Source organism: Streptomyces sp. JLBJ103 (assembly GCF_058215575.1).
In genome coordinates this window covers 3141178-3159139 of record NZ_CM177089.1, presented here as the reverse complement: position 1 = coordinate 3159139, position 17962 = coordinate 3141178, and the positions used below count along the sequence as shown (strand labels likewise).

The 17962-nt window shown below is 71.2% G+C and carries 14 protein-coding genes; 8 read left to right on the top strand and 6 right to left on the bottom strand.

What is annotated here, in order from left to right:
• The first annotated feature begins 86 nt into the window (after window positions 1-86).
• The 3 genes from AC4BEG_RS13655 (at window position 87) to AC4BEG_RS13645 (ending at window position 3329) form a co-directional block, all read left to right on the top strand.
• Window positions 87-1250, top strand: coding sequence for an acyl-CoA dehydrogenase family protein (locus tag AC4BEG_RS13655; protein ID WP_490706164.1), 1164 nt, complete (start codon window positions 87-89; stop codon window positions 1248-1250).
• A gap of 7 nt (window positions 1251-1257) precedes the next feature.
• Window positions 1258-2289, top strand: coding sequence for an acyl-CoA dehydrogenase family protein (locus tag AC4BEG_RS13650; protein ID WP_490706163.1), 1032 nt, complete (start codon window positions 1258-1260; stop codon window positions 2287-2289).
• Window positions 2290-2732: 443 nt separating this feature from the next.
• Complete coding sequence (locus AC4BEG_RS13645; protein ID WP_490706162.1) at window positions 2733-3329, top strand: ATP-binding protein; 597 nt, start codon at window positions 2733-2735, stop codon at window positions 3327-3329.
• A 291-nt stretch (window positions 3330-3620) separates the two neighbouring features.
• Here AC4BEG_RS13645 and AC4BEG_RS13640 read toward each other — a convergent pair whose 3' ends face one another.
• Window positions 3621-4547 (bottom strand): cyclase family protein, encoded by a 927-nt coding sequence (locus tag AC4BEG_RS13640; RefSeq protein ID WP_490706161.1) that lies wholly within the window; start codon window positions 4545-4547, stop codon window positions 3621-3623.
• Between the two features lie 97 nt (window positions 4548-4644).
• On the opposite strand from AC4BEG_RS13640, the gene AC4BEG_RS13635 reads away from it, so the two are divergent.
• Window positions 4645-5577, top strand: coding sequence for an SDR family oxidoreductase (locus AC4BEG_RS13635; RefSeq protein ID WP_490706160.1), 933 nt, complete (start codon window positions 4645-4647; stop codon window positions 5575-5577).
• Window positions 5578-5583: 6 nt separating this feature from the next.
• On the opposite strand, the gene AC4BEG_RS13630 is transcribed toward AC4BEG_RS13635, so the two are convergent.
• Complete coding sequence (locus AC4BEG_RS13630) at window positions 5584-7212, bottom strand: nuclease/transposase family protein (protein ID WP_490706159.1); 1629 nt, start codon at window positions 7210-7212, stop codon at window positions 5584-5586.
• A 246-nt stretch (window positions 7213-7458) separates the two neighbouring features.
• Between AC4BEG_RS13630 and AC4BEG_RS13625 the strand changes: the two genes are divergently transcribed.
• The 3 genes from AC4BEG_RS13625 (at window position 7459) to AC4BEG_RS13615 (ending at window position 11373) form a co-directional block, all read left to right on the top strand.
• Complete coding sequence (locus AC4BEG_RS13625) at window positions 7459-8658, top strand: acyl-CoA dehydrogenase family protein (RefSeq protein ID WP_490706158.1); 1200 nt, start codon at window positions 7459-7461, stop codon at window positions 8656-8658.
• On the top strand, window positions 8655-10133 hold the full coding sequence (locus AC4BEG_RS13620; protein ID WP_490706157.1) for an aldehyde dehydrogenase family protein: 1479 nt from the start codon (window positions 8655-8657) through the stop codon (window positions 10131-10133). The genes AC4BEG_RS13625 and AC4BEG_RS13620 overlap by 4 nt, the downstream gene beginning before the upstream one ends.
• A 187-nt stretch (window positions 10134-10320) precedes the next feature.
• The gene (locus AC4BEG_RS13615) at window positions 10321-11373 is read left to right on the top strand and encodes a Zn-dependent alcohol dehydrogenase (RefSeq protein ID WP_490707081.1); all 1053 of its coding nucleotides are present in this window, start codon (window positions 10321-10323) and stop codon (window positions 11371-11373) included.
• Here AC4BEG_RS13615 and AC4BEG_RS13610 read toward each other — a convergent pair.
• Entirely contained in the window at window positions 11363-12391 is a 1029-nt protein-coding gene (locus tag AC4BEG_RS13610) for a GlxA family transcriptional regulator (RefSeq protein ID WP_490706156.1), read from the bottom strand. The two genes, AC4BEG_RS13615 and AC4BEG_RS13610, sit on opposite strands and share 11 nt — an antisense overlap.
• Before the next feature lie 111 nt (window positions 12392-12502).
• Here AC4BEG_RS13610 and AC4BEG_RS13605 point away from each other — a divergent pair, with 111 nt between their 5' ends.
• Window positions 12503-13858: an MFS transporter gene (locus AC4BEG_RS13605; RefSeq protein WP_490706155.1), complete on the top strand. Its 1356-nt coding sequence runs from the start codon at window positions 12503-12505 to the stop codon at window positions 13856-13858.
• A 24-nt stretch (window positions 13859-13882) separates the two neighbouring features.
• On the opposite strand, the gene AC4BEG_RS13600 is transcribed toward AC4BEG_RS13605, so the two are convergent.
• The 3 genes from AC4BEG_RS13600 to AC4BEG_RS13590 form a co-directional block, all read right to left on the bottom strand.
• Window positions 13883-14527 (bottom strand): flavin reductase family protein, encoded by a 645-nt coding sequence (locus tag AC4BEG_RS13600; RefSeq protein ID WP_490706154.1) that lies wholly within the window; start codon window positions 14525-14527, stop codon window positions 13883-13885.
• Between the two features lie 124 nt (window positions 14528-14651).
• The gene (locus tag AC4BEG_RS13595; protein ID WP_490706153.1) at window positions 14652-15524 is read right to left on the bottom strand and encodes an enoyl-CoA hydratase/isomerase family protein; all 873 of its coding nucleotides are present in this window, start codon (window positions 15522-15524) and stop codon (window positions 14652-14654) included.
• Between the two features lie 88 nt (window positions 15525-15612).
• The gene (locus tag AC4BEG_RS13590; RefSeq protein WP_490706152.1) at window positions 15613-17862 is read right to left on the bottom strand and encodes an acetate--CoA ligase family protein; all 2250 of its coding nucleotides are present in this window, start codon (window positions 17860-17862) and stop codon (window positions 15613-15615) included.
• Between the last annotated feature and the right edge of the window lie 100 nt (window positions 17863-17962).

Below are 17962 nucleotides of genomic sequence, written 5' to 3'. Positions count from 1 at the left end.
CCTTGTCGGTCCAGGGGGTGCGGGTTAGCCTTCCGGTGCCACATTGATCTGACGCTCCATCAGAAATGAAGGGCGGACGGTGACCGATGGATCTCTCCTGCACGGAGGACGAGGAGGACTTCCGGCACCGGCTGCGCGCCTGGCTCGCCGCGGCGCTGCCCACGCTGCCGCCCCGCCCGGACCCGGCCGACTGGCCCGCCCGCCGCGCCTACGACTGCGGCTGGCAGCGCATGCTGTACGACGCCGGATACGCCGGGCTGCACTGGCCGGAGGACGCCGGAGGCCAGGGCGCCACTCCCACCCAGCACCTGATCTTCCTGGAGGAGACGGAGCGCGCCGGTGCGCCCTATGTGGGCGCCAACTTCGTGGGGCTGCTGCACGCGGGCCCCACCATCGCCGCCGAGGGCACGGCCGCGCAGCGGGCGCGCTGGCTGCCGCCGATCCTGCGCGGGGACGAGGTCTGGTGCCAGGGCTTCTCCGAACCCGAGGCCGGATCGGATCTGGCGGCGCTGCGCACCCGGGCGGTACGGGACGGTGACGCCTACGTCGTCAGCGGCAGCAAGATCTGGACCTCGCACGCGGAGGTCGCCGACTGGTGCGAACTCTTGGTGCGCACCGCGCCGGTAAACGCGGACACCCCGAAGCATCGGGGCATCTCCTGGCTCGCCCTGCCGATGGACGCGCCGGGGGTGACCGTACGGCCGCTGCGTACCCTCGCCGGGACCGCGGAGTTCGCCGAAGTGTTCCTGGACGAGGTGCGGGTGCCGGTCGACCACCGGGTCGGCGCGGAGAACGACGGCTGGCGGGTCACCATGGTGACCCTCTCCTTCGAGCGCGGCACCGCCTTCGTGGGCGAGGTTGTCGCCTGCCGCCGGGTGCTGGAGTCGCTGGCCCGGACGGCGAAGGCCAACGGCCGTTGGGACGACCCCGTGCTGCGGCGGAGGCTGGGGCGGCTCTCGGCCGACTGCACCGCGCTGTGGCGGCTCACCCAGTGGAATGTGAGCGAGGCGCAGCGCACCGGCGGGGTGCCGGGCGTCGGCGGCTCGGTCTTCAAACTGCGCTTCTCGCAGGTACGGCAGGAGTTGTACGACGCCGCCGCCGAGGTGCTGGGGCCGGACGCGCTGGACGCGGGGGAGGAGTGGGTCATGGGCCGCCTCGCGTCGCTGTCGTACACGATCGCGGCCGGAACCTCGCAGATCCAGCGGAACATCGTCGCCGAGCGGATCCTCGGCCTGCCGAAGGGGCGGTGACCTGGCCGTGGACTTCTCGCTCACCGAGGACCAGCGGGCGCTGCGAACGGGCATGCGCACGCTGATGGAACGGCGCTTTCCGCGCGCGGCGCTGCGGGCTGTGGTGGACGCGGAGGGGGAGGCGGCGGTTGATCGATCGCTGTGGCGGGAGCTGGGGGCGGCGGGATTCTTCGCTTTGCGGCTGCCCGAGGCGGCGGGCGGGGTGGGGCTCGGACTGCCGGAAGCGGTACTGGCCTTCGAGGAGGCGGGCCGAGCGCTGCTGCCGGGCCCGCTGGTCACCACACATCTTGCGGCGGGCCTTTCGGCGGCGGGTGCGGCCGAGGGGGAGGCCGTGGTGACGGGGCTGGACGTACCAACTGCACCAGGTGCGTCGGGTGCGCCAGTTGCGACGCAGGGGGCGGACGGGGTGCTGGTTGAGCATCTGACGTCGGCCGACGCGGTCCTGGTGCTCGGCGACGAGGACGCCGAGGTGCGTCCGGCGAACGAGGTCATGTCCTCGGCCGAGGCCATACGGTCGGTGGACCCGGCAACACCGCTGCACCGGATGCGCGGTGGCGGGGTGTGGAGCGGGGCGCGGTCCTCCCGGAGGCGCGGGATCGCCGCCCGGCTCTGGAGGGAGGCCGCGCTGCTGACCGCCGCGCAGCAGCTCGGCAGTGCGGCGCGGACGGTCGAGATGGCGGTGGCCCATGCCGGGGAGCGTGTGCAGTTCGGCCGGGCGATCGGTGCATTCCAGGCAGTTCAGCATCTCTGCGCGTCTATGTTGGTACGCGCGGAAACAGCCAGAAGTGTGGTGTATGCGGCCGCGATCACAGAAGACCCGGGTGATATCGCCGCCGCCACGCTGCTGGCGGACGAGGCGGCCATTCGTAATGCCCGAGATTGTCTGCAAGTCCACGGCGGGATGGGCTTCACCTGGGAGGCTGATGTCCATCTGCACCTCAAGCGGGCCTGGGTGAGGGCCGAGCAGTGGCAGACCGCGGCCGCGGCGGAGGAGGAACTCGCCGCTCGCCTGATGTCGACCGGTGCACCATGTTTGTAGCCGAGCTCAGGGGATACGCCTGAATTGTTGGGATGTCGCAATCTATGGGGTAGCGCCCTGAGCTTTGAGGTGACCGAGCGTTGATACCGGGTTGTTTCCTAGGCGTGACTCGTCACAGGGGGGAGTCGGGCCCGAGCTCGGGTACTCTCCGTTGGGTGCGAGCGCTTTTGGGGTGCGACGAGCCCGGTGTTGCCCGTGGGGCGACTCCGGGCATGCCGATGCGCCCCGGTCGCGCGGGGTGTGCGGTGGTTCGGGCTCGATGTTCGAGTCCGCGTACCGTGCGTCGCACAGTATGCCCCACGCATACTCCTTGGCGCTGGAATATGACCGAAGCGCTTGTTGGGGTGACTGTACGTCAACCATGCTGTCTCGCAAGTGAGTCACGGTCCGTGACCTCTTGGAGGTACGAGGCGATGTGTCCGCCGGTTCGGATGGTGTGAGCGGTGCAGGTGCTTCAGATGCAGATGGAGGTCAGGCCGGATCCCGCGGAGGTGAGCCGGGCCCGCCGGTGGGCGCGCTCGCGTCTCGCCGGTACCGGGATCGCGGCCGATGAGGCGCTCGCCGATACGTTGATCCTGCTGATTTCCGAGCTTGTCACCAATGCCGTGGTGCACACGGGCTGTCCCGCGGTGCTGCGGATGCTCTTGCCCGAGCAGTCCGCCGCGGGCGGTGGTGCCGGAAGCGGCGGAGGCGTCGGGAGTAGCGCCGGAAGCGGTGGCGGTGGTGCGGTCGGCGGAGGTGGATCGTTCGCGGGCAGGGGGCCGGGCTTCGGGACCGTCCGGGTCGAGGTCGCGGACACCAGCACCCGTGCGCCCCGGCAGCGCTGTGCCGATGAGGAGGCCACGAACGGCCGCGGTCTGGAGCTGGTTGACGGACTTGCCGACCGCTGGGGCTGGCAGGCGGAAGGCGCGGGCAAGCGCATCTGGTGCGAGATCGACCGCGAGAAGCGCGAAGATCCCTTTCTGGCCGCCCGCGGAACCGCTCATACCCCCTCGCAAATAGGGCGAACTCGGCAAAGTCCAGACCAGGTGTTGACGTGACGTGGTCGGTTGATCACTCTAGGATCAGCGATTCGTCGTGAGGGGACGTCGAGGGCGTTGATGGCTCTGTGGGCTCTGAGTTCAGAGAGTCGTTCCTTGGCGAGTGCGGGTCGCGGCCCGGTGGCTGAACAGGGCTCAGCGCCGGAGCCGGGCGGCGGTGCGCGGTGCCGTGCTCGGGGTGTGCATGTGCGCACCGCCGCCCGATGACCCGCTAGTCCCCTCGCCGCTTGGTTACCCGGCCGCTTGGCCGCCGGGGGCGGCGGGGGCGGCGGGGGTGCCGGTTGCGCGCCGTCAGAGGATCGCCACGGGGGCGACGGGGGAGCCCGTGCCGCCGGTGAACGGCTCGGGTGTGGCCGACAGCAGAAACGCCCAGCGACCCTCGTCGGCGCAGGCTGCCGCCAACTCCTCCAGGTTCCAGTTCTGGCCCTGCATCATGCCCATCTCGACAAGGTCCAGGGCGTGTACGGGCAGCCATAGATCCTCGATCTCCGGTGGGAAGATCTCGAAGGTGAGCGTGTCATTGGCGACCGCGGCCACATCGCGCGCGTGGAACCACTCCGGAGTGCGGATCGACAGCCCGGGTGAGGGGAACGCGTACGCCTCCTTCTCACCCGCCAGACAGCGTTGGATCTGACCGGTCCGGATGAGCGCGATGTCGCCGGAGCGCACCGTCACTCCGGCCAGCTCCTCGGCCGCGTCGAGGTCTTCAGGGGTGACGGGATGTCCCTCGGGCAGCCGGTCCGCGCCGCGGGCGCGCGCCACATCGAGGAGCACTCCCCGGGAGACGATATGGCGCGCCTTCTCGATGCCGCTGAACGCGGCGCGGGCGTGGGCGGTGATGGAGTCGGCGGGGCGGCCGTTGTAGATCCTGCCGGAGTGCGAGACATGGCCGAGCCCGTCCCAGTGGGTGCCCGCCTGGAGGCCCATGGTCACGGCGTCGTCGCTGGTGGCGACGGTGCCTGGACCAAACATCTCCATATTGACGGCGACCATGGCGTGCAGGGGGTTGACCCGCCCGGGGATCATTCCGGTCTGGATGCCGTCCTGGTGCAGCGGGATCGCGAGGGGGACGCGGCGACCGGTCCGTATCGTCGCCGCAGCCTCCCGGACCACCTCGTCGGTGATCAGGTTGAGGGTCCCGATCTCATCCGCGGGCCCCCATCGGCCCCAGTTGTTGACGCGCTTCGCGATCTCGTGGAACTCGGCCGGCAGCGACATGGCGTCTCCTTCGTGGTTTCCGTTCGAGGGCTTGTACTCGGGCCGCCTCTGCTCAAAAATCTAACGGACCGTCAGAAACTCCGGGAGGGGACGCGACGTGGGCAACTTCTTGGACGGCAAGGTGATCGCCGTCACCGGGGCCGGGCGTGGCATCGGACGAGCCGTGGCCCTGGCTTGCGCGGCCGAGGGGGCGAAGGTCGTCGTCAACGACTACGGGGTCTCGATCGAGGGAGCCGAGCCGACCAGCGAGGTCGCCGAGGCCGTGGTCAAGGAGATCGAGGCCAAGGCGGCGACGGGGTCGGGGTCGGGCGGTGCGGCGGTCGCGGTCGCCGACGATGTCTCGACCATGGCCGGTGGCCAGCGGATCGTGGACACCGCCCTCGCACGGTTCGGTCGGCTCGACGGCGTCGTCTGCGTCGCCGGGATCCTGCGTGAGCGGATGCTCTTCAATATGACCGAGGAGGAGTGGGACCCGGTGGTCGCCACCCACCTCAAGGGCACCTTCACGGTCTTCCGGGCCGCGGCGGCCGTGATGCGAGGGCAGCGCTCCGGCACCCTGATCGGCTTCACCAGCGGCAATCACCAGGGAAGCGTCGCCCAGGCCAACTACGCCTCCGCCAAGGGCGGGATCATCTCGCTGGTCCGAAGTGCCGCGCTGGGCCTGCACAAATACGGGGTCACCGCGAACTGTGTGGCCCCGGTCGCCCGCACCCGGATGTCCGCCAACGTTCCGATGGAGCTCAAGGAGATCGGCGAACCGGAGGATGTGGCGGCACTCGTGGTCTATCTGCTGAGCGAACGCGCCCGCGCGGAGCGGATCACCGGGCAGGTCTATACCGTCGCGGGCCCCAAGATCGCTGTCTGGGCCCAACCGCGGGAGCTGCGCGCCGGGTACGCGGACGGCGCCTGGACCCCGGAGAAGATCGCCGACTTCCTTCCGGGCACGGTCGGCACCGACCCGATGCCGATGCTGGCACAGCTGGAAGCGATGGCCCGGGCGGCGGCCGGCAACCAACGCCCCAATGCCTAACCGTTCCTAGATGCTGAGCGGAAGTGAGTCCTGATGCCAGAACTCGTGCTCAGTCGTGTGCTGCGAACGGTTGTGGGCACACTGGTCCCCCGCTTTCGCTCCGCATCCGGCGTCGACGGATCGTGTTCGTGGTCCGGGAATGCGGGGGCGGGTTTCCTCACGCCTCGGGGTACTCGATGTGGCCTGGACGGTCCGATGCCCCGCATGATCGCTCTGGTCGTGCGGGGGCGGTGCCGTCCGTCGCCGGATCGGGTGCCCCAGGGCGCGCCTGCCGATCGCCACCGCTGCCGCGTGATGGCGAGTGGTCTTTCTCTTCTTGCTGGTGAGGGGCTTTTGCCAGTGCTGGGCGCCCCAGCGGCTGGTGTAGGCGGGATCGACGGCAACGATGGTGATGCCGAGTTCGGCGGCCATCGATACCAGTCGTGCCCGCAGCTTGGAGGTGGGCATGCCGGAGATCAGCTTGCGGAACCGCTTCCTGCGCCCGTGCTTCTCCCGGGTGGTGTCCGCTTGGAAGTCCAGGTCCTCGATCGCGATGGCCGCACCGTGGCGTTCGGTCCAGTGCAGGAGGCGGATGATCGCATGCCGTACCTGCGCGTCCCGGTGCGCTGCGCTGCCGGACAGGTCGTAATCGAACCTGCGGGGCTCGCCGACCGGGTTGCCGTGGGCGTCCAGGCGCCAGGCGGCCAGGTGGTCGGCGTTGGTGTCCACCCCGATCAGCCCGCCGGACCGGACCGCCTCCCACGGCATCGTTCTCACCGGTGGGATCTGCCAGGAGGCGGTCAGGTACCAGCGGCCACGCTGCACATCGAGGTGGATGCGGTACGCCACGGCGCGGTTGGCCGCGATACGGTCAGCCCACTGCTGGCCCCGGTGCCGGAAGCCGACCCGGCAGGCCAGCACATACCGGCCGTGGGGGCTGTTCGCCAGCCGGGCCAGCGGCGCGGGAAGCCTGATGCTCACCTCACCGCCGGGGCTGACCCGGATCGTCTCGTTCCCGTAGCGTTTCCCGGACTCGCCGTCGGCCTGGAGGAACCAGCGCTCAGCCTCCCATCGCAGCCGCCACTCGGTCTCGGTCAGCCGGGCTGCTTGGAGGTTGTGCCGGTTGCACAGCAGCTTCTTGCCACCGCGCACCACACGCACGCGTCCGCTCGCACGATCGGCCCGCTCTCCCCTCAGCCGGTCTTGGAGCACATGCAGGCGCCGGGACTTGGCGAACCACTCCTGCCGGGAACGGTAACCACCCGGCAAGCCCCGCGCTCCCTTCGCCCCGACCGGCAGCGACAGCCGACGAGCGATCGTACGAACACCGGCCTCAAGGGACTGGATATACGCGAGCTGACCACGCCGGGCCAACGCCCACTGATCATGCGTGGCCTTGGTAAGGCTGCCCGCCCAACGCGAGGAGGACTGACCGGTCAACGCCCGCTTCCGCTGCGCCCACCGGTCACTGTCGTGGTCCAGCCCAGCCGCGCAGCGGGCCTTCCAGTCCCGGGAAGCCAGAGAGCCCAGCCAGCCACCGACCAGGCGCAGGACCATCTCGTCCTGACCGGTCAGGCCCTTGAGACCGGCGCGGATGGCCACCCCGGCCGGGCCGGGCGCCACGAACGGCGCCGCCATCTCCCGCAGCCCGCCCATCCCCCACCCCTACGCGACTCGAATATGTCCCGTCACCGCACCCAACGAGCACCAGTGCGAAGAGGTCACGCATGCGACACAAGAACTCCCGTTCCCTCCCACCACTTCGAAGGCTCGTCGCACGGTCGTCGATACTCACCCGCGCACACCAAAACGCACCCAAGTGCCTTCAATGAACAGCAGCTGCCAACCCCACCGGGGACCACTCCGCCGTCGGGTACGGCCGCATGGGAGAGGGGAGAGGTTGTGGACTTCGCTTTCGGGGCGGAGGACGAGCGGTTCCGCGGTGAGGCGCGGGCCTGGCTCGAGGAGCATGTCGCCGGTCCGTTCGCGGCCCTGCGCGCCCTGCCGCCTGGGCAGGACGGCCGGGCGGCAGCACACCGGAAGTGGGAGCGCGCGCTCGGCGACGGCGGCTGGATCGGCCTCGGCTGGGACCGCACGCACGGTACCTACGGAAACCGGGCCGCCACCCTGACCCAGCAGGTCGTCTGGGCCGAGGAGTACGCCCGCGCCGGGGCGCCCGCCCGGCTCGGGCACATCGGCGAGAACCTCCTCGCGCCCACCCTGCTCGCCTACGGCGACACCGCCCAGCGCGCACGTTTCCTGCCCGCCATCGCGCGCGGCGAGGAGCTGTGGTGCCAGGGCTACAGCGAACCGGACGCGGGCTCGGACCTCGCCGGGGTGCGGACCCGCGCCGTCCGCGCCCCGGGCGAGGACACCTATCGCATCACCGGGCAGAAGATCTGGACGTCCCTTGCCCGGGAGGCGGACTGGTGCTTTGTGCTGGCGCGCACCGAGCGGAACTCACAGCGCCACCATGGACTCTCCTTTCTGCTGGTGCCGATGGACCAGCCGGGCCGGATCGAGGTGCGGCCGATCCGGCAGCTGACCGGGACCGCGGAGTTCAACGAGGTGTTCTTCGACGGGGCCGTGGCCCGCGCCGAACACCTCGTCGGCGGCGCGGGCCACGGCTGGCAGGTGGCCATGGGCCTGCTCGCGGTGGAGCGCGGGGTCTCCACCCTTGCCCAGCAGATCGGCTTCGCCCAGGAGCTCGGCCGGGTCGTGGAACAGGCCCTGGAGACCGGGGCCGCCCATGAACCCGTGCTGCGCGACCGGTTGGTACAGCAGTGGGCCGAGCTGAAGGTGATGCGCTGGAACGCCCTGCGCACGCTCGGCGCCGCACAGGATCCGGGCGCGCCCAGCGTCGCCAAGTTGCTGTGGGGCGGCTGGCATCAGCGCCTTGGCGAGCTGGCGGTGCAGGTCAGGGGTGCGGCGGCCGCACTGGGCCCAACGTGCTGGACCGCGGAACACCCCTATGAACTCGACGCTTCCCAGCGTCTCTTCCTCTTCTCCCGTGCCGACACCATCTATGGCGGCTCGGACGAGATCCAGCGCAACATCATCGCCGAGCGGGTACTTCACCTCCCCAAGGAATCACGCCGATGACCACAGACCGGCAGAGTGCGTACGGACACTGGATCGGTGGCGCCTGGCGGGCGCCCGGCCAGGGGCATTACCCCGTGGTCAATCCCGCCACCGAGGAGACCGTCGGCCATGCCCCCGAGGCGGCCGAGGCGGATGTCGACGCCGCGGTCCGGGCCGCCCGCGCCGCGTACGACGGCTGGTCGCGCACCGCCCCACGGGAGCGCGCCGCCGTACTCGATCGCGTGACCGCCCTGCTTGCCGAGCGCTCTCCGGACCTGGTGCCCCTTCTCCAGGCGGAGACCGGCGCGACGCTGCGCGTCACCTCGGCGCTGCAAGTGCCCCCGGCCGTCGACCGCTTCCGCCGCTATGCGCGCGGCGCCGTCGAACCGGACACCCTTCCGCTCGCCCCGCTGCCCGTGGCCGCCACCCCGCTGGCGCCCGGCGGGCTCATCGGGGCGGCCGCGGTCCGCCGCCCTCTGGGTGTGGTCGCCTGTATCACCTCCTACAACTTCCCTCTCGCGAATCTCGCGGGCAAGGTCGCCCCGGCCCTGGCCATGGGCAATACGGTCGTGGCCAAACCGGCCCCGCAGGATCCGCTCTGCTGTCTTGAACTCGGCCCGCTGCTGAAGGAGGCCGGGCTCCCGGACGGTGCCTTCAATGTCGTCACCGGCTCGCGCGCGGCGGTGGGCGAGGCGCTGGTCGCCCACCCCGGCGTCGACATGGTCAGCTTCACCGGATCCACCACCGTGGGGAGGAAGATCGCCGAATCCGCGGGGCGGTCGATGAAGCGCACCCTGATGGAACTCGGGGGCAAGGGCGCGGCCATCGTCCTGGGGGACGCCGACGAGCGAGTGATCGCGTCGGCGGTCGGGGCGGTCGGTTCGACCTTCTCCTTTCACAGCGGGCAGATCTGCACGGCGCCGACCCGCGTGCTCGTCCATCGATCGCTGTACGAGCAGGTCATCGCCGCACTCACACACTACGCACGGTCACTCAAGATCGGTGACCCTGTGGATAACTCCACGATCGTCGGCCCGCTGATCTCCGCGGCCCAGCGCGACCGCGTCGAGGCGTATCTCGCCGGAGCCCGTGAACAGGGCGCCCGTGTGGTCGTGGGCGGTGAACGCCCCGCCCTCAAACCCGGCTTCTACGCCGCCCCCGCCCTCGTCGCCGACGCCGACCCCGCGATGACCATCGCGCAGGAGGAGGTGTTCGGCCCGGTCGTGGTGGCCCTGCCGTTCGACGACGAGGACGAGGCGGTGCGGATCGCGAACGGGACCCCGTACGGCCTCTACGACTACGTCTTCAGCGCCGACGCGGGCCGCGCCTGGTCCCTCGCCGCCCGCCTGCACAGCGGAAACGTCGGCATCAACACCGTCCAGCGCCACCCCGAGACCCCGTTCGGCGGGTTCAAGGACAGCGGAGTAGGCCGCGACGGCGGCTCGTTCGGCCTGCACGCGTACAGCGAACTCCAGTCGGTTGTCTGGGTCTCATGAGAGCGGTGCGAGCGGTGCGAGCGGTGCGAGCGGTGCGAGCGGTGCAAGCGGTGAGAGCGTGACGAGCAGCGAGAGCGCCAGCAGCGAGAACCGGGCGAGCCGTGCCAGCCGTGAGAACCGTGAGAGACCCGAGGCGCCCGGGACATCCACGGAACACCAACGCCAGGGATCGGGGAGTGTGATGAGGATGCGAGGCGTCGTCTTCGACGGCACGGAGCCACGGGTCGTCGACGACCTGGAGATACGGGACCCCGGCCCCGGCGAGGTTCTGGTGCGCGTCGCCGCCGCCGGGCTCTGCCACAGCGATCTGTCGGTCATCGACGGCACCATCCCCTTTCCCGTCCCGGTCGTCCTCGGCCACGAAGGGGCGGGTGTGGTCGAGGCGGTCGGCCCCGGCGTCGGACATGTGACCCCCGGTGACCATGTCGCGCTCTCCACCCTCGCCAACTGCGGGACCTGTCCGGACTGCGACCGCGGCCGTCCCACCATGTGCCGTGCGGCCATCGGCCGGCCGTCCCGGCCGTTCTCCCGCCCCGGCGGTGCGCGGCTGTTCAACTTCGCCTCGAACTCGGCCTTTGCCGAACGCACTCTGGTCAAGGCCGTTCAGGCGGTCAAGATTCCGGAGCAGATTCCGCTCACCTCGGCCGCCCTCATCGGCTGCGGCGTCCTCACCGGCGTCGGCGCCGTGCTCAACCGCGCCCGGGTGGACCGCGGTGACTCCGTCGTGGTGATCGGTGCCGGGGGGATCGGGCTCAATGCGCTCCAGGGCGCCCGTATCGCCGCGGCCTCCACCGTCGTGGCCGTCGACTCCAACCCGGCCAAGGAGCCCCTGGCCCGGCATTTCGGCGCGACCCACTTCGTCCCGTCCGCCGAGGCCGCCCGGGAGATCCTGCCGTCCGGCGCGGACCACGTCTTCGAATGCGTCGGCTCCACCCAGCTCATCCGGCAGGCCGTCGATCTGCTCGACCGGCACGGCCAGGCGGTGCTGCTCGGCGTTCCGCCCGCCGACGCCGAAGCGTCCTTCCAGGTCTCCTCGCTCTATCTGGACAAGTCCATCCTGGGCTGCCGTTACGGATCCTCCCGCCCCCAGCGCGACATCGCCCTGTACGCCGACCTCTACCGGCGGGGCAGACTGCTGCTGGATGAACTGATCACCCGCAGCTATCCGGTGGAGGACTTCGCCAAGGCCGCCGACGACGCCCACCACGGGCGGGTGGCACGGGCCGTGCTCACCTTCTGACCTCCGTCTCCAGCGAGGTGGTGGAAGCCACGGCCCCGCTGCGGAAAGTGCGCCGGTAGACCGTCGGCGAGACACCGAGCGCCGCCTGAAGGTGCTGGCGCATCGACGCGGGGGTGCCGAAGCCCGCGTCCCGCGCGATCCGGTCCACGGACAGATCGGTGTCCTCCAGCAGCTGCCGCGCGCGTTCGATCCGCTGCGCCGCCAGCCACTGGCCAGGGCTGACTCCGGTCTCCTCGCGGAAGCGCCGGGTTAAGGTCCGTACGCTCATCGACTCCTGGGCGGCCAGCTCGCGCAGCGAGATGGGGCGGTCCAGACGTCCCAGGGCCCAGGCGCGCGCCGTCGTCGTGGTGGCCTGCTGGGGCTCGGGCAGCGGGCGGCGGATGTACTGCGCCTGGCCGCCGTCGCGGTGCGGTGGCACCAGACTGCGCCGGGCGACGTCGTTGGCCACGGCCGCGCCGTGGTCGCGCCGCACGATGTGCAGACACAGATCGAGACCGGAGGCGACACCGGCGGAGGTGAGCACATCGCCGTCGTCCACGAAGAGAACGTCCGGGTCGAGCGTGATGGCCGGGAAGAGCCGCTGGAAGAGGTCAGCGCTGTGCCAGTGGGTGGTGGCCGGGCGGCCGGCGAGCAGACCGGCCGCCGCCAGCACGAAGGCGCCTGTGCAGATGGACACCCAGCGGGTGCCGGGGCGGGCATGGGCGAGCGCCGCGGCGAGCGACGCGGGCAGTCTGCCCTCCTCGAAGACCGGCCCGAGTTCGTACGAGGCGGGCACCACGATGGTGTCGGCCCCGGCCAGGACTTCCGGGCCACGCTCCACGGTGATCGGGAAGTCGGCGTCGGTCCGCACCGTCCCGGGCTCGGGGGTGCAGGTCACCACGTCGTAGAGGGGGTGGCCCTCCGGGGAGCGGGCCTTGCCGAAGATCCGGTAGGGGATGCCGAGTTCGAAAGGGATCACGCCGTGCAGGGCGAGCACCACAACCCGGTGGGGCCTTACGACAGTCTCCGGCCGGGACATCCGCCACCTCCAGAGCGAGACAGACCGCGGGACACGGGCCTGGCCCGATCCTAACGAATGCTGTCCCGCGGGCCACTCGCTCGTCGTGGCCACCGTGCCGATCCTGGTCCGGTGACACAGACAACCGGACTTCCCGGAGCCTCAGAACAGGATGAGCGGCGGCCCGAGAGAGCCCCGCGGGCGCCTCGCGTACGCCTCCCCCATCGCGCCCCGCACCGGGCATGGCTGGTCGCCGCCGTCGGGTTTGTGACGATCATCGGGGCGGCTGGTTTCGCCTCGCTGCCCGGTCTGCTGATCGATCCGCTCCATGAGAAGTTCGGCTGGTCGCGCGGCACGATCGGATTCGCGGTCTCCGTCAATCTCGCCCTCTATGGGCTCACCGCGCCGTTCGCGGCCGCCCTGATGGATCGCTTCGGCATCCGTAAGGTCATCGCCGGCGCGCTGATCGTGATCGCCACGGGCGGCGGGCTGACGGTCTTCATGACCGCCGCATGGCAGTTCATCCTCTGCTGGGGCGTGCTGGTGGGACTCGGCAGTGGCTCCATGGCGCTCGCGTTCGCCGCGACCATCGCCAACCGGTGGTTCGTCGCCCGGCGCGGGCTGGTGACCGGCATCCTCACGGCGGGCGGTGCCTCCGGGCAACTGGTCTTCCTGCCGCTGCTCTCCTGGATCGTCGAACACCACGACTGGCGCGCCGCCGCCGTGACCGTCGCGCTCTCCGCGCTCGCGATCGTGCCGTTCGTCTGGCTGCTCATGCGCGACTACCCCTCGGATGTGGGGCTCACCGCCTACGGCGCCGACGGCCCGCCCCTCCCGCGGCCCGCGCCACGGCGGGGCGCGGGCCGCCGCGCGGTCACCGCGCTCACCTCCGCGGCCCGCGGCGGCACCTTCTGGCTGCTCGCCGGGACCTTCGCGATCTGCGGCGCGTCGACCAACGGCCTGATCAAGACGCACTTCGTCCCCGCGGCGCACGACCACGGGATGCCGGTGGTGGCCGCCGCGAGCCTGCTCGCGGTCATCGGGGTCTTCGACATCCTGGGGACGGTGGCCTCCGGCTGGTTCACCGACCGCTTCGACGCGCGGCGGCTGCTGGCCGTCTACTACGCGCTGCGCGGGATCTCGCTGATGTTCCTGCCGATCCTGCTGGCCGACGCGGTGCATCCGCCGATGATCTTCTTCATCGTCTTCTACGGACTCGACTGGGTCGCCACCGTGCCGCCGACCATGGCGCTGTGCCGGGAGCGCTACGGCGAGGACAGCGCGATCGTCTTCGGCTGGGTGCTGGCCTCCCACCAGGTGGGGGCGGGGCTTGTGGCCTTCCTGGGCGGCGTGGCGCGCGACACGTTCGGCTCCTACGACGTCGTCTGGTACGGGTCGGGGGCACTGTGCGCGGTGGCCGCCCTGATGGCGCTGGTGATCCGGCGGTCCGGGCCGGTCGCGACCGAACCGGTGCCGTCCGCCGCCTGAGGCCGGTGCCGGGTCTGCTCGTTGCTACGACGCGGGGGTGAAGGCGCCGAACTCGCCCCGGTGGAAGAGCAGCGGCCCCGTCCGCGCCGCCGTCTCGTCCGTGCCGAGCGCGCCCACCCGGCCGACGACGACCAGATGGTCGCCACCGGTGTGCACGGCGTGCACCGTGCAGTCGATCCAGGCCGGAACGCCGGTGAGCCGGGGGGAGCCGGTGGCCGGGGACGGTTCATGGGCGACACCCGCGAACTTGTCCGGCCGTACGGACGCGCTCACCGCGAAGCCCCGGCACAGCTCGCCCTGGTCCGCGCCGAGGACATTGACGCAGAAGACGCCGGCGCGGGCGATGCGCGGCCAGGTGGTGGACGCACGCGCGACCATGAAGGCGATCAGCGGCGGAGCCAGGGACAGCGACGTGAACGACTGGCAGGCGAAGCCCGCCGGGCCGTCCTCGTCGGTGGTCGTGATCACGGTGATGCCGCTCGCGAAGTGCCCCAGCACCTGGCGGAATTCGGCCGGACCGAACGGAACGCGCTCGCCCGCCCGGACGCAGCGCAGCTCGGGCGGGGGCAGTGGATCCACCGCGCGTGGGGCGGAGGTCGGTGAGCCGACCGCGCGCAGATAGCGGACGGCGGTGGCGGCCATACCGGCATGTCCCATCATGCGTTCCATTGAATCTGATGGACCGTCAGTTAGGAAGTGAGATGACCACGGTTTTCGCACCCGGTCCGCCCGGCCCGCCCGGTGCGCCCGTCCGCCCCGTGCGCGTGCCCGACCGGACCCGATCGCCGACCGCTCATCGGCCGCGATAGGCGGGGGTGCGGCGTTCGGCGAACGCACGGATGCCCTCACCCGCGTCCGCCGTGGTCATGTTGATCTCCTGGGCCGTCGCCTCGGCGGCGAACGCGGCGGCCCGGCCCGATTCGAGCGAGGCGTTCACCAGCGCTTTGGTGAGGGCGATGGCGCGGGTGGGGCCGGTGGCCAGGCGTTCGGCCCAGGAGCGGGCGGTCGCGGCCAGTTCGGCGTCCGGGACGACGCGGTTGACCAGGCCGAGCCGTTCGGCCTCGGCGGCAGGCAGCCTGTCGCCGAAGAACATCAGCTCCTTCGCCCGCTGCGGACCGGTCAGCCGGGGCAGCAGATAGGCCCCGCCGCCGTCCGGGACCAGTCCGCGGCGGATGAACACCTCGATGAAGGTTGCCGATTCGGCGGCCAGCACCAGATCGCAGGCGAGGGCGAGATGAGCGCCGAGCCCGGCCGCCGTGCCGTTCACGGCGGCGATGACCGGCTTCTCGCAGTCGAGTACGGCGGCGATCAGCCGCTGCGCGCCCGCCTGGATCAGCCGTGCCACATCGCCGGGGATCCGCTCGTCCGGCCGCCCGTTCGCGGCCGCGCCCGGCCGTCCGTTCGCCGTCTCGTCCGGCCGCCCGTTCGCGGAGGGGCCGCGCAGATCGGCGCCCGCGCAGAACCCCTTGCCGGTGGCGGTGAGCACGACCGCCCGGACCGCCGGGTCGGCGGAGGCGTCGTCGAGCAGGGAAATCAGCCTTTCCCGCTGGTCGGGGGTGATGGCGTTCAGCGCGGCCGGGCGGTTGAGGGTGATCCACGAGACTCCGTTGTCAGTGGCGTGCCGTACAACGGAGTCGAGGGAGTCTTCGGGGGAGGGAGACATCATGGGGGAGCTCCGGACATCGGTGTGCTCGGCAGGGTGGACGCGCTCGGCGGGGCGGAGGAGACCGGGCGGATGGACGAGTGCGGCGGGCTCAGCGGCAGATCGCGAGTGCGTCGAGTGCCACCGCGCCCTGGCCGCGTTCCAGCACCATCAGGGGGTTGACGTCGAGTTCGGCGAGGTCGTCGCCGAGTTCCAGGGCCATGCGCTGGACCCGCAGCACCACCTCGACCAGGGCGTCCACATCGGAGGGGGGAGCGCCGCGGACGCCGTCGAGGAGGCCGCGGCCGCGCAGTTCGTCGAGCATCGTGCGGGCGTGGTCCTCGCCGAACGGGGGGACACGTACGGCGGTGTCGTTCAGGACCTCGACGAGCACACCGCCGACACCCACGGTCACCGTGGGGCCGAAGAGGGAGTCGTGGCTGAGACCGACGACCATCTCCACACCGCGCTGGACCATCTGGCAGACCAGGACACCGTCGAGTTCGACTCCTTCGTAGCGGGCGATGTCGGTGAGCTCGCGATAGGTGTCGCGGACCTGGCTGGCGGAGGTCAGCCCCAGCTTGACCAGCCCGAGTTCGGTCTTGTGGGCGAGTTGCGGGGCGGACGCCTTCATCACGACCGGGTAGCCGACCAGCCCGGCGGCGCGGACGGCCGCGGCGGCGCTGGTCACCAGCTGTTCGCGCGGCACCCGGATGCCGTACGCCCGCAGCAGCTGCTTGGCCGCGTGCTCGCTCAGCCGCTGGCCGGGCCGCAGCAGACCGCGCACCTTGCGCACCGCGGGGGAGGGGGTGCGCGGGGCGTCGTCGAAGGGGGAGCGGTAGCCGGCGGTGAAGCGGTGGTGGCCCAGATAGGCGCGGACGGCGGTGATGCAGTTGGCGAAGGTGCGGAAGGTCGCCACCCGGGAGGAGCCGAGCAGGGTGGTGCGATAGGCGTCCTCGGTGCCCACCGGGGAGCCCCACACCACGCACACCAGCTTGTCGGTCTGCTCGGCGGCGGCCACCAGGTCCTGGGCGAGACGGTCGCTCATAGGCGGGAAGGGGCCGGTGATCGGGCAGATCAGCACCCCGACGGCCGGATCGGCGAGGATCGCGTCGATGATCTTCCGGCCGCGCCAGTCGCCGACCGGATGGCCGCCGTTGTCGACCGGGTTGGCCACGCTCAGATCGCCGGGTATCCACTGGTGCAGTTCGGTCTGCTTCTCGGCGGAGAGCGTGGGCAGGGGGAGTCCGGCCGCGGTGGCGAGGTCGGCGAAGTGGGCGCCGGTGCCCCCGGAGATCGAATACACCACCACGCCCTCGGCGCGCGGGGGCCGGGCGCGGGCCAGTAGCGCGGCGGTGTCCTGCAACTCGTCCAGGCCGTCCACCCGGATCACGCCGAACTGCCGCATGGCCGCGTCCACCACCGCGTCCGAGCCGGTCAGTTTGCCGGTGTGGGAGGCGGCGGTGCGGGTGCCGGTCTCGGTGCGGCCCACCTTCACGGCCACGACGGGCACCTGGGCGCGGGCGGCCCGGTCGGCGGCCAGTAGGAAGCCGCGACCGTCCTTCAGCCCCTCCGCGTACAGGGCGATGGCTCCGACCTCGGGCCGGGTGGCGAAATAGGAGATGAAGTCGGCCGCTTCCAGATCCGCTTCATTGCCGGTCGGGGCCCAGTGGCTGAGCCGGATGCCGAGCTCCTGGAGGGTGAAGACGGGGCGGCCCTGGTGGCCGGACTGGGTGATCAGGGCGATGGCGGGCCCCTCGAGGTCGTCGCGGAACTCCTCGAAGGCGTTGAGGTTGGTGTTGGGGCCCAGCAGTCGCAGCCCGGCGCGGCGGGCCGCGGTGGTCAGCCGTGCCTGGGCGGCGGCGCCCTCGGGGCCGGTCTCGGCGAAGCCGGAGGCGAAGACGACGGCGAACTTCACCTTGGCCTCGCCCAGTTCCTCGATCAGCGGGAGCGGGTCGCGGACGAGGAGCACGGCGAGGTCGACCGGTTCGGGCAGGTCGGCCACGGATGGGACACAGGGGATGCCGAAGACGGACGGACGGGAGGGATGTACGGGGTGCAGCCGGGTGCCGACCCGCTCGGCCCAGGCCACGAGCTGCCGGGTGATACCGGTGTTGGGGCGGCCCTCGGTGTCGGAGGCGCCGACGAGCGCCATCGACTCGGGGCGGAAGAAGCGGTCCAGGTCGGGGACGTCGGCGTGCAACGGACGGCCGCTGACGTCCCTGTCCTCCGCCTCTTCGGCGCTCCCGGCACCCGCTGAGCCGGTGTGGACATGGACGGTGGGGCCGGGGGCCCGTCCGCAGGCGACGGCGCGGGCGTGACGGGAGTTGGTGGTGAGGGTGCCGTGAGTCGATCCAAGCATCGGTGTCCGCCACTCCTGCTCGATGGCCAATAGTCAAAGATCTGACGACCAGTCAAATTACTTTCTGGTTCAGGCTACTGAAGCGAGGGCGTGTCAGGAA

Coding starts and splice junctions, on each gene's coding strand:
- AC4BEG_RS13655 (WP_490706164.1), top strand. CDS start 87: ATGGATCTCTCCTGCACGGAGGACGAGGAGGACTTCCGGCACCGGCTG.
- AC4BEG_RS13640 (WP_490706161.1), bottom strand. CDS start 4,547: ATGTCGCTGCCGGCCGAGTTCCACGAGATCGCGAAGCGCGTCAACAAC.
- AC4BEG_RS13630 (WP_490706159.1), bottom strand. CDS start 7,212: ATGGGCGGGCTGCGGGAGATGGCGGCGCCGTTCGTGGCGCCCGGCCCG.
- AC4BEG_RS13620 (WP_490706157.1), top strand. CDS start 8,655: ATGACCACAGACCGGCAGAGTGCGTACGGACACTGGATCGGTGGCGCC.
- AC4BEG_RS13615 (WP_490707081.1), top strand. CDS start 10,321: ATGCGAGGCGTCGTCTTCGACGGCACGGAGCCACGGGTCGTCGACGAC.
- AC4BEG_RS13610 (WP_490706156.1), bottom strand. CDS start 12,391: ATGTCCCGGCCGGAGACTGTCGTAAGGCCCCACCGGGTTGTGGTGCTC.
- AC4BEG_RS13600 (WP_490706154.1), bottom strand. CDS start 14,527: ATGGAACGCATGATGGGACATGCCGGTATGGCCGCCACCGCCGTCCGC.
- AC4BEG_RS13595 (WP_490706153.1), bottom strand. CDS start 15,524: ATGATGTCTCCCTCCCCCGAAGACTCCCTCGACTCCGTTGTACGGCAC.
- AC4BEG_RS13590 (WP_490706152.1), bottom strand. CDS start 17,862: ATGCTTGGATCGACTCACGGCACCCTCACCACCAACTCCCGTCACGCC.